This is a genomic window from Bacteroides stercorirosoris, from assembly GCF_900142015.1.
In the GTDB taxonomy this organism is placed as follows: domain Bacteria; phylum Bacteroidota; class Bacteroidia; order Bacteroidales; family Bacteroidaceae; genus Bacteroides; species Bacteroides stercorirosoris.
In genome coordinates this window covers 1-12,501 of the sequence record NZ_FQZN01000006.1, presented here as the reverse complement: position 1 = coordinate 12,501, position 12,501 = coordinate 1, and the positions used below count along the sequence as shown (strand labels likewise).

Below are 12,501 nucleotides of genomic sequence, written 5' to 3'. Positions count from 1 at the left end.
TTTGCGGCCGAAATATAAAGATATACAAAGATTTAATGAAGAATTTTGAAGAGCTCGGTCTGTCGCCGGAGATACGCCGCGCCATTGAAGAGATGGGATATGAGTGTCCCATGCCGGTACAAGAGGAAGTGATTCCTTACCTTTTAGGAGAAAATAACGATGTTGTAGCACTTGCACAGACAGGAACAGGAAAAACAGCCGCATTCGGCCTGCCACTTATCCAGAAAATTAATGTAAAGAACCGGATTCCACAATCCCTTATACTTTGCCCTACACGCGAACTTTGCTTGCAGATTGCAGGTGATCTGAATGACTATTCCAAATACATCACCGGACTGCGGGTGCTGCCCGTATACGGTGGCTCATCCATCGACAGCCAGATACGCGCACTGAAACAAGGTGTACATATCATTGTTGCTACCCCGGGACGATTGCTCGACCTGATGGAGCGCAAGACCGTGTCACTCACCACCATCCAGAACGTAGTGATGGACGAGGCTGACGAAATGCTGAACATGGGTTTCACCGACAGCATCAACGCCATCCTGGCCGACGTGCCGCAGGAGCGCAACACACTGTTGTTCTCCGCCACCATGAGCCCGGAGATAGCACGCATCTCCAAAAAGTACCTGCGTGACGCCAAAGAAATCACCATCGGACGGAAAAATGAAAGCACCAGCAACGTGAAGCATGTGGTCTTCACCGTTCATGCCAAAGATAAATACGCTGCGCTGAAACGCATCGTAGACTATTATCCCCAGATATATGGTATCATCTTCTGCCGCACCCGCAAAGAAACGCAGGAGATTGCCGACAAACTGATGCAGGAAGGCTACAACGCCGACGCACTGCATGGCGAACTGAGCCAGGCACAACGTGACACCGTGATGCAGAAATTCCGCATCCGCAACCTGCAAATCCTCGTTGCTACGGACGTTGCCGCCCGCGGACTGGACGTAGACGACCTGACCCACGTCATCAACTACGGCCTGCCCGATGATACAGAAAGCTACACCCACCGCAGCGGACGTACAGGACGTGCCGGAAAGACAGGTACTTCCATCGCCATCATCAACCTGCGCGAAAAAGGAAAGATGCGTGAGATTGAACGCATCATCAGCAAGAAATTCATCATCGGAGAAATGCCTACCGGCAAGCAGATTTGCGAGAAACAACTTCTGAAAGTTATCGACGATCTGAAAAAGGTGAAGGTGAACGAGGAAGACATGGCTGACTTCATGCCCGATATATACCGCAAACTGGACTGGCTGAGCAAAGAAGACCTTATCAAGCGTATGGTTTCTCACGAGTTCAACCGTTTCTCAGAGTATTATCGCAATCGTGGAGATATAGAAATACCTACCGACAGCCGTGGAGAACGCAGCAGCAGAGGCAACACTGACCGCAACGGTGACCGTAGCCGCAAAGCGGAACCGGGATACACCCGCCTCTTCATCAACCTGGGCAAGATGGACAACTTCTTCCCCAACGAACTGATAAGCCTGCTGAACAACAACACCCGCGGACGAGTAGAGCTGGGGCGTATCGACCTGATGCCCAAATTCTCTTTCTTTGAGGTGGACGAGAAAGAAGCCGCCAATGTGGTGAAATCCCTGAACCGCGCCAATTGGAATGGCCGCAAAGTATCAGTGGAGATTGCCGGCGAAGAAGGCAAGGAAGCGCCCAAAGGCAAACGTAAAAGTGAAGGTGGCTACGCTAAAGAAGGCGGTTACGGCAAGAAGCGCAGTTTCAAGGACGAAAAGCGCAGCGATGCCCCCAGAAAGGGCAGAAGTAAATCCGAAAACGCTCCGGCTGACAAAAAGGGCGCTCCCGCCGACAAGAAGAAGAGCAAGCCAAGCCGCGAAGAACGGGGCTACACCGGCGCCCGTGGAAAGAAAGATGATTGGAGACAATTTTTTCAGAACGACAACAAGGAGTTCCGCGATAAAGAGCCCGACTTCAGCGAAGAGGGCTGGGCAAGACGGACACCGAAGAAAAAATAACAGTATAGGATAGTAAAGCAATAGGGTGGTAAAGTGACAGAGTGATAATAATAACATCACCCTATTACTTTATCACCCTATCACTTTATCATCTCCCCTCTGTGTTGGGAGCCATGGGACCTGTTACCGCCGTCTGCGTGGGCATTCTCATCTTCGGAGAAGCCTTTACTCAAAGCATCGCTTCAGGCATCGCATTGATTATTTCAGTGGTGACGGTCATTATATTGAAACGATAACTTCTATCATCCGCACCTCTGAATTCAAGCAATCACTGTATATTGACTAATACCCGGGATTCTGATAATAAACACCGCCATCTTCCAGATTCTCAAGGAATGACTGCGGGAATGGTCTGACTTCGTGCTTACCATTTACAAAATACTGACCGACATCCGGATTCTTCGATTTCAGGTAGGCATCAGTCAGCTTGCCGGTACGCTTCAAGTCATAGAAACGGACATACTCTCCGCATAACTCACGTGCCCTCTCATCCAATACGGTTTCCACTGTAGCCGCACCCGACAATGGCTTTGCACCGGCACGCTCGCGCACCATATTTATATATTGCATTGCATTCGCCCCGCCATTCACATAGATGTCAGCCTCAGCGGCAATCAAGAAGACTTCGGGCGTGCGCATCATAAAAGTGGCATTCAGGTTGCCAAGACGCTTCTTGCCCAAGTTGTTAAGATAATAGTGGCTACTGTTATGCTTCGCCAGGGACGGATAGAAATTAAGCCAGGGACTGACCACATCCGTATCATCATAATCTCTGTGATAATTCATGATTACTCGATAATCCTCACCATACAGATCTTTGTAATCAGTATACAGGATTTTTGTATTCTTCTTGTCACCCGCCTTTTCAGCATATCCCTCATCTCCCGGACGGATAAATTCCAGCGCTTTCTCACCAAAAAGGAACTTCGTATATTTCCGCACCAGTTCACCGGTTTTCGGGTCAATCTCCATAGCGGAAATCTCAGGAGATTCCAGATTCTTATCAAACTGCTTCACTTGCGACTCACTCCACGACTGACCTTTATCTTTATTACAGGTCCAGGATGTTTGGAAGAACTCATGATATCTCGGGTCCAATGTACCATCCTCCTGCATATACAGGTCAAGCAGAAACTTCGAGGGCATAAAGGTTCCTCCGGCACGTCTGCCATAAATCTGATAATCGGACAAGCCATCATATTCATTGCCGGAATGTAAGTCCGTCTTGAACTGAATGGCCGAGAAAGCTGTAAGCGGGCAATAAAACTGTTCATCATTCTGATTCATAATCCAGGCCTGATTGCTCACACCACCCACTACATAGCGATGTTTCCATAAGGCCTCCTTATTCTCGAAATTGTTGCTTTCGGCAAAGACATCTTCTATGTTTTCATACATATAAACTCCCAAAGCAGCTCCTCCCGCCTTGCAATCTTCCACCATCTCTTTGGCAACCTCCAAAGCCCGTTGCGCATACTTCTTAGAAGAATCGTACTCTATGGATTGCAGGCAGGCTCTCGCCAGCATTCCCATCGCCGACTTCTTGGACGGACGGGTAGTTCTTTCTTCTACCGGAAGCCACTGAACGGCAAACTCCAGATCGGGAATGATACACTTCTCATAGATATCCCAGGGAGTGTCCTTGCCGGGATGCAAGTCCACATCCTCGACAGGCGCCATTTGCAGCGTCACTCCCCCCAATTGCTCCACCAGGTTGTAGTAATACACCGCTCTCATGAAATGAGCTTCCGCCAGTTTCCGGTTTTTCTCTTCTTCGGAAGTGAAAGGAACTTTATTGGCTTGTACGATTGCCTGATTACAATAGCAGATACCGTCATAACAGCAGTTCAGCGTGTTTGCCATCATATTATTGGCAAAGTCCGACCCCATACCATACTTTAAGTAGAGATTATCACTGTTCTTCTGGGAGGTCCAGATGTCAGTTCCGCCCTCGGTCATCTGCATGAACTGCCCATACCCGTAGAGTGCTCTCTCCATACCGAAATACACATTGTTGAGTATAGTCTGATAGCCCTCTACCGAAGCGGACAGCGCATCCATTGTGTATCCCGAAGGATTATATTCGTCAAGCGTACAAGAAGCGTTGCTCATTGTTGCTGCCATTGCCATCACAGCCAGCCAGTTTTTCATTTTTGTAGTCATATCTATTCTTGTTGAATTATTAATTAAAATGATACGTTAAGTCCCAAAAGATACGTTTTATAGAGCGGGAATGTATCGGAGCCATTATTCTCCGGGTCAGTATGCTTCAATTCGCTCTTAAATGGCAGGACGAATACGTTATATGCCGTTGCATAGAGCCTGCACTTCTCAAGCCCCAGAGTCTTACACAGTTTCTTGGGGAAGGTATATCCTAAAGTGATGTTCTTGATCTTGGCATAAGAACCATCAATATACTTCAGCGAACCTATACCCGTAGTACTGGCAACACCTGGCCGGGGGAAGTAAGCCGACTGGTTTTCAGGAGTCCAGTAGTCCGTGCCTTTGGGTTGGTTATTACCATTAGCAGAATACCAGCCGATTGTTTTGCTTTCTATCATCTGTCCGTATCTTATCATAGCGAAAACGCTTAAATCAAAATCTCTGTACTTAAATGTATTATTTACACCCAGGATACCGTCAGGTACATTCGAGCCCAATATCTGCATGTCGCGCGTGTTACTGTAAGTATGTACGCCACCATCTCCTACAAGATTTCCATTCTCATCCGTAGTGAACTGTTCCACCGTTTGAATCTTTACATATCCCGGTTGGCATCCATATTTCGCCGCTTCCTCTTCCTCGGCAGTGCTCCATATTCCGGCATATTTAAAATCGTAGAATGTCTTGATAGGATGTCCCTCGAATAACTTCTTGGCAATGAGGTCACCATCGGGCAAGTCTACAATTTTTTCATCGTTATGAGTATAAGAAATGGATGAAGACCATTGGAAATTCCTGCTTTTTATATTGACCGTAGACAATTGGATTTCATAACCCTTGTTGCTGGTTTCACCGATATTCTGCCAGGTGGTCATGGGAGATCCCCAAGCGGTAATGGCCGAAGTGACAGGCAACGTGCGGCTAAACAGAAGGTCTTTCGTTGTTGAGTCGTAATAATCGAAACTCAAACTGATGCGGTTGTTGAAAAATCCCAAGTCCACACCATAGTTCCACTGATAGGTTTTCTCCCAACCGATAGAAGGATTTCCGTAAGGAGATACAAGCTGGCTTACCGAACTCAGCACACCGTCGATGGATACCGGAGAATAAGTGGCTGCCCCTGTTTGTGAAGAATAGGCTCCCATACCTCCAGAGTTACCGGTGACACCATAACTTAAACGAAGCTTCAAGTTACTCAACCATTTCTTGGTCGGTTTCATGAAAGGTTCTTGTGAAACACGCCATGCCAATGCTCCTGCCGGGAATGACTCCCACTTATGTCCGCTTGCCAGATGGGACGCACCATCCCAGCGTGTAGTAAACGAAGCTATATATTTATCCTTATACACATGGTTGAAACGCAAAGCATAAGACATCTTCTGACTCTGAGAATAATTGGACTTCACGCCATACTTCGTAATGCCCGAAGCCATATTATAGAACAAGTAGGAATCGAGAGGCTGACCGGAAGCCCGCATATTGTTGTAGTCACTCTGACCATGACTCCAGGAGGTCACACCGGTCAACGTCACTTTATGCCCCTTTAACGGTTCCACATTATAAGTCAGCACATTATCCCATAAGTAACTGTAACCATAACTGTTATTAATGTATGCATACGGTGCCGAATATCCATTCTCCACTCCCTGCAAAGAATGTTCGCCAATGTATTGTCCGTTACGGGAATTATTCAGCGTGGTACTGATTTGCGAACGAAATGAAAGTCCCTTCAATGGGGTAATCTCCAGATAACCGTTGACGTTAGCATAAGTCGTACGCGTCTGATTGGCATATTGATTCTCCATTTCATCTCCGAACGGGGATGTTTCCCCTTCAATGAAATCAACATTGATATTGCCATTCTCATCATAAGGCTTACCCAGAGGAAAAGCGGTCAATGACTTAGTGAAGATATTCTTACCCCGCGAATTCTTAATCGTATAGGTAAGCGCCGAACTCGCACCGATCTTTGCCCATTTCCGGATTTGATAATCTACATTAAACCTCATCCCGTAACGCGTCTGGTTTTCGTTGGAAAGCAAGCCTTCCGTATTGTTATAGCTGAAAGAGGTATATATCTTAATTTTATCACTTCCACCTCGCAATGACAGGTTCACGTCTTTCTGAGAAGCATTCCCTTTGGTAGCCTCGTCAATCCAGTCTATCCACTGATTGTTTGCATAAGCCTGCTGTATGGCCTCGGAAGTAAACATCCGGGAGAAATCTTCCGGATATTCCCCGTTCTTAGTACGATAGTATTCGCTCTGATACCGGTACCATTCGTCCCCTATCATACCATGTACGAAGTTGGCTCCTCCCGAAATACTATATTTGGTATCCAAGTTGACCGTAACCTTTCCTGCAGCACCCCTTTTCGTGGTGATGATAATAACACCATTGGCACCCGCCGAACCGTAAATTGCTGTTGACGACGCATCTTTCAATACGTCAATCTGCTCAATATCATTCGGATTCAGCTGACTATAACTGGCACCCTGCACACCGTCGATAATGAATAAGGGGTCATTGCTTCCGTTGATGGAACGGGAACCACGTAATAAAATATCTACGTCTTCTCCTACTGCACCGGACCCCATCATGATATCGGCACCCGCAATTTTACCTTGAAGGGCTTCCATCACATTGCTGGTCGGCGTACCTTTGATGTCCTCCTTACTTATAGACACCACTGAACCGCTGAGGTCGGCCTTCCTCACTGTACCGTAACCAACCACAACCACCTCATCCAGCGTATTCGCATCTTCTTCCAGAACGATACTAAAAGTCGTTTTCCCTTTCAAGCTGAAGACCTGCTTCACGTACCCTATATAAGAGACCTCAATAGGATACTTCCCGGAAGCTCTCAAAGTGAACTGACCATTAACATCGGTAATTGTTCCGTTACTTGTCCCTTTTTCCATTACAGAAGCACCTATGACAGGCTCTCCCAAATTGTCTTTTACAGTTCCCGTAATGTTCTGCGCAATGGCATTTACACTTAGGAAAGCGAATAGCATAATGAGCAATACTCGCATGTTTTTCACATTAATAAATGTTTTCATCAATCCTAATAAATTAATTAATAAAAGGTTATTTGCTACAAAACTAATCCCGAGCATTTTTTTAACTTTGTATGAGCGTACAATATTTGTGTTTGTCCGTCTATTGTACAGCTATGAACCTGTTATTTCGATTTAAAAACCAATTAATACCAAAAATGAAACTGCACCTGTCGATGCTGTTGCTTTTGTTCTGCCTTTCTGTATCCGGACAACCTCAGCATACAATTACCCGATACAGCATTGAAGACGGACTGCCGCAACAAACCATAACCGACATCACCCGAGACAGAAACGGATATATGTGGTTTAGTACCTGGAATGGACTATGCCGTTTCGACGGACATTCGTTCGTGACCTATAGAGTAATGCCCGGTGATGCAAATGATCTGGCAACCAACCGGATTGATGACATAAAGATAGACACCCACAACCACCTCTGGGTGTTGGATGACGAGAATTCCCTTTACCGCTTCCATCCGGAAAACAACAAGTTCCACCGCTTTACGTCACAGACTGCTCCTATCCTAAACATGTTTACTCTCTCCGACGGGGACACCTGGTTGTTCCAGTCAAATGGGCGCTTACTGAGAATTACTCCGGATGAGCAAACAATGGCTTGCCGACAAGTTCTGGACAGTTCGTATGGAGTCCGCAGAGTAATCAGTCTCGTGCAGGATAAAGAGATCATCTGGATTATCTCCGACAAAGGTATTTATAAATATTCCAAGAAAGAAAACAAGCTGACCTTATCCCTATCTACCCAAAAACATTTCCACAGTTTCAGAAAGTATGCAAACAGATTTATAATCGGCTCTGACAACGGGCAATTATATATTTACGACCCGAAGAAAGAGGATTACTCAATAGTAAAGTTCAATACTTCCGCTACCCTGACAAGAATCAAAGCTTATGATTCCGGTCATTTACTTATCACGGCTGAAAATGACGGCTTCTTCCTGACAGACGGTTACCGGGGAGAGGGAGTACACTATACGACTTCAAACCAGCTGTTAAGCAATGAAGTGAATGCACTGTATGTGGAAGATACCCAGAAACATATATGGATAGCCTACAAAAACACGACAATGATTACCCGCATCGACTCACTCGGCACTTACCACAAGCATTATCAGCTAAAGATGCAGAAGTATGACGATTCCTCACGAAAAATATCACAGGACCATAACGGACGGTTATGGGTATTCTCCAAAAACGAAGCCCTTAACTATTATGATGAGAAAGCAGATGAATTCCTCTTCTTTGCCATCAGCAAGACCAGGTGCGGCTCGACCCCTCCGAAAATAAAGAAGATATACTTCGACAAGCAGAACAACCTATGGATAGCCGAACAGCCGAAAGGACTTATAAAAGTATCTTTCAAGAAAGACCTCTTCAATCTTTCCGCACCTGACCTGGCAGAGTATTCGTCTACCAACGAGTTGAGAAGTATCATGGAAGATGCCGACCACAACATCTGGGTTGGAAACAAAAGCGGAGACATACAAGTATATGACCCGAACAAGCGTTTCATCGGTTTCTTGAACTCCAACGGCAGATTATCCCGGCAAGCGGAGAATTTCGATGCCGTATATGCTTTGCTACAAGACAAAGAGGGGAATATATGGATAGGAACACGCAATAAAGGCCTCATCCAATTAATCCCCAACGGTGAACTGAATTACCGGCTCAAATACTATAAGAATGATCCAACGGACAGGTTCAGCCTGAGTTGCAACTCCATATTTTCACTAAAAGAGGATGAACAAGGGAGAATCTGGATCGGCACACTGGGAGGCGGAATCAACTATATAGACCGGGACGGGCGTTTCATACATCCGGGCAACGAGCTACCGGATTATCCAACCCGCTTTTCGAGAATCAAGAACATCTGTATAGACCATCAGAACAACATCTGGCTGGCTACGACATCGGGAGTATTATTCTGCAAGTGGAGTAACGGCAAACTGGCATACACTCCCATTGTACGCAATTGCAACGAAAAGAACAGTCTGAGTTGCGACAATGTATACGACGTGTTTGAAAGCAGCAAACACGAAATCTTTGTCGCGACTTTTGGCGGAGGTCTTGACAAACTGACGGGATTCGATAAGCAGAACAATGGAATCTTCAAGAACTACTCTTCCCCGCAAATGATTTCCAATGTCCCGCTGACACTGACGGAAGATCACGAAGGTAATTTATGGATTCCATCGGAAAATGGTTTGTACCGGCTTTTTACAGGCAATGACTCTATCGAAGTATACGACAGCAGGTTCCTGCCCGAAGGACTTCTACTCACCGAAAGCAGAGCCTGCCGCCTTTCAAACAATGAAATGCTTTTCGGAACGGACAAGGGATTATTATCTATGAACCCTGAAAGGATGAAGCGGGATTCGCATACATCCAACCTCCTCATTACGGATATCCACATCAACGGAGAAAGGAAAGAATCTGCCGACAACTCTTCCGAAATCATCCTTAGCCACAAAGAGAACTCATTCAGCATCAACTATGAAGCGCTCGACATGAAGTTTCCCGGCAAAATAGAATATGCCTACCGTCTGGAAGGATTTGACGACTGGAACTATGTAAAGAACAACAGGATGGCAGTCTATACCAATATTCCGAAAGGGAATTACAGTTTCCAGGTAAAATCAACCAACAGCGACGGCGTATGGAGTAACCGGGCTAAAGATATTTCCATCACCATATTACCCTCATTCTGGGAGTCTGCGTATGGCATCATACTGTATATCATCCTGTTCATCCTCATTGTTACTATTTCAGCATACATCCTGTTCGTCATCTACAAACTTCGGAACCGGGTGTCGGTAGAAAAGCAGATATTAGACATAAAGACCAAATTCTTCACCGACATCATTCATGAACTCCGTACTCCGTTTACACTGATAGTGGCTCCCATCGACCATATGCTCACGCAGAAAGGGTTAAGTCCCGTGATACAACAAGACCTGGCTTTGGTGAAGCGGAACACGAAGCATACTCTGAAAATCATCAATCAGGTACTCGATTTACAGAAGATACAAAACGAGTCCAGACTGACCGTACAAAGAATAGAAATGAAACCGTTCATCAGGCATATCATCAACAACTTCCAACCGGTTGCCATCCAGCAAGAAAGTGAAATCACATTCCAGACCAAAAATTCGCCTATATACTTATGGGCAGATCCGGATAAACTGGAGAGTATTCTGTTCAATCTCATTACGAATGCTTTCAAATATTCTCCCAAAGGAACAGTCATAGAACTGTCCGCTCAAGAGACTGACACCAACATTGTCCTGCAAATATCCGACCAGGGATATGGCATCAGCCAGGAGAAGCAGAAAAACATTTTCAACCGTTTCGAAAATTATGTAAGCTCTGACATCTTCAAGAAGCAAAGTACAGGCATAGGCTTGTCTTTAGTAAAAGAGTTGGTGGAATTGCACAAGGGACGAATCGCCCTGCAAAGTAAGGTGAACGAGGGTTCCACCTTCACCATATATTTCTGCAAAGGAAAAGAGCACTTTGCTCCGGGCACTGAGTTCATCCTGTCGGACTATAACGAATGTCCCCAGTTGTCCGAAGACGATACTCTTTTTCTGAAAGACGATTACGAGATAGAGGAAGATTGCAAGGAGTGCAATAAAAACTCTATTTTGGTGGTAGATGACAATCAGGAGCTTCTTTTCTTCTTGCATACCATTCTTGCCGAGGATTTCCGCGTCATTACGGCATCCAATGGAAAAGAGGGATTGGAAAAGGCTATCAAGTATTTGCCCAATATGATTGTCAGCGATGTAGTGATGCCGGAAATAACGGGAATCGAGATGGTGAAAAAGCTACAGTCCAATACTTATACCTGCCACATACCGATTGTGCTGTTGAGTAGCAAAGCAGATGTAGAGAATCAGAACGAAGGTTTGGAGTTGGGCGTAGATGATTACATCACCAAGCCGTTCAGTGCCAGCTATCTGACAACCAAGATATGGAATATCATCAAGCAAAGGAAGCGTATTCAAGCCCTGTATTATTCAAAGCTAATACAAAGTAAAGAAGAAACCGAAATCAATTCCGAAGAAAAAGAGGAGCTTCGTTCACTTCCGCAAGCCGACAAGGATTTGCTGGACCAAATCGTTTGCTTCATCAACGAGCATCTGGATGCCCCGGATTTGAGCGTAGATACACTTGTTGAAAATATAAGCATCAGCCGTTCCGCCTTATTCAAAAAGATAAAGACTCTGATAGGCATCTCGCCGATGGAGCTGATTAAAAACATCCGTCTGAAAAAAGCAGCGGAACTGATAGAAGAAGGGTCGGACAACTTTACTCAAATAGCTTATAAGACGGGATTTAAAGATTCACAGCATTTCAGTAAATGCTTCAAGATGATTTATGGAGTGACTCCTTCGGAATACAGGAAAAGTCAGGGCATCCGCTCAATAGTCTAAACTGGTTTCTTTTATGGGGATTTGAGGCAAATGAGATTTTAGACACGGATTTCAATTAATTGGCATTAATCTCTTTTCTGATGGGTTATGAATTAATTCACCACAGAGTAACACAGGGTATCACAGAGTTTAATCAATTTGAAATCAAAAGAATAGAACTCCGTGAGACTCTGTGTTACTCTGTGGTGAAAACTCATTTCTGTACTAGTTTTAATCAAAAAGCATATGTTCTGGTCATTGAGTGGATGCCCTGGAAAAAAGTCAGAACATCTATAACAGTTTCAAAAATAGTTTTTTCAATTTTGTCAGCACACCAGCACTAATAGTCCTGAAACCCTTTATCAGTCAGGGCTTGACGGTAGTGACGACAAACGTTTTGTCAACACTGTTTTTTCAGGCAGTTTTAGGCTTATACAGCTGTCATTCAGAGATATACCCCGTTTTTTTTTCATATATCGAATAAACTCTCTTAATCTGTGCGAAAAAGAGCTTAATCAGGTGTTTATCGAAGCCGGAAGCTCCATATTCTGTTATATTTTAATTAACGGGATTAGAGGTGATAATCAATACGCTACAGTTCAGTTTTCTTATATCCATGATACTATGTCACTGCAAAGCAGGTGCAGTGTCACTGCAAAGCAGGTACAGTGTTACTGCAAAGCATATGCAGCGCCACTGCAAAGAATATGCAGTACTACTGCAACGTATGTGCAGTAACGTTGCAATGTCTTATCCTAAAAATGGTTGTCACTATTCGGGGCTGGTTACTAAATAAGTTGTCACATCTTATCTTTCCCTACTGGAAAGGTTGTCAGTTTT

At 45.0% G+C, this 12,501-nt stretch carries 4 protein-coding genes and 1 pseudogene; 3 read left to right on the top strand and 2 right to left on the bottom strand.

From position 1 onward, the window contains the following. The first annotated feature begins 35 nt into the window (after window positions 1-35). Together BUC01_RS05990 and BUC01_RS05985 are read left to right on the top strand one after the other, a co-directional pair. On the top strand, window positions 36-2,003 hold the full coding sequence (locus tag BUC01_RS05990) for a DEAD/DEAH box helicase (protein WP_073313040.1): 1,968 nt from the start codon (window positions 36-38) through the stop codon (window positions 2,001-2,003). Window positions 2,004-2,095: 92 nt separating this feature from the next. Then, window positions 2,096-2,239 (top strand): annotated as a pseudogene (locus BUC01_RS05985) (EamA/RhaT family transporter); the annotation flags it as partial. A gap of 46 nt (window positions 2,240-2,285) precedes the next feature. Here the strand turns inward: BUC01_RS05985 and BUC01_RS05980 are convergent. Together BUC01_RS05980 and BUC01_RS05975 are read right to left on the bottom strand one after the other, a co-directional pair. Beyond that, window positions 2,286-4,166, bottom strand: a complete 1,881-nt coding sequence (locus BUC01_RS05980; RefSeq protein ID WP_073313039.1) for a RagB/SusD family nutrient uptake outer membrane protein — start codon at window positions 4,164-4,166, stop codon at window positions 2,286-2,288. Between the two features lie 23 nt (window positions 4,167-4,189). Next, entirely contained in the window at window positions 4,190-7,228 is a 3,039-nt protein-coding gene (locus BUC01_RS05975) for a SusC/RagA family TonB-linked outer membrane protein (protein ID WP_073313083.1), read from the bottom strand. 155 nt (window positions 7,229-7,383) lie between these two features. Between BUC01_RS05975 and BUC01_RS05970 the strand changes: the two genes are divergently transcribed. Next, a complete protein-coding gene (locus BUC01_RS05970) occupies window positions 7,384-11,682 on the top strand; it encodes a hybrid sensor histidine kinase/response regulator transcription factor (RefSeq protein WP_025831217.1) in 4,299 nt (1,432 codons plus the stop codon). Window positions 11,683-12,501 lie beyond the last annotated feature (819 nt).

Bases quoted from the DNA above. Each gene is read 5' to 3' on its own strand.
- BUC01_RS05970 (WP_025831217.1), top strand. From the start codon at position 7,384: ATGAAACTGCACCTGTCGATGCTGTTGCTTTTGTTCTGCCTTTCTGTA.
- BUC01_RS05990 (WP_073313040.1), top strand. From the start codon at position 36: ATGAAGAATTTTGAAGAGCTCGGTCTGTCGCCGGAGATACGCCGCGCC.
- BUC01_RS05975 (WP_073313083.1), bottom strand. From the start codon at position 7,228: ATGAAAACATTTATTAATGTGAAAAACATGCGAGTATTGCTCATTATG.
- BUC01_RS05980 (WP_073313039.1), bottom strand. From the start codon at position 4,166: ATGACTACAAAAATGAAAAACTGGCTGGCTGTGATGGCAATGGCAGCA.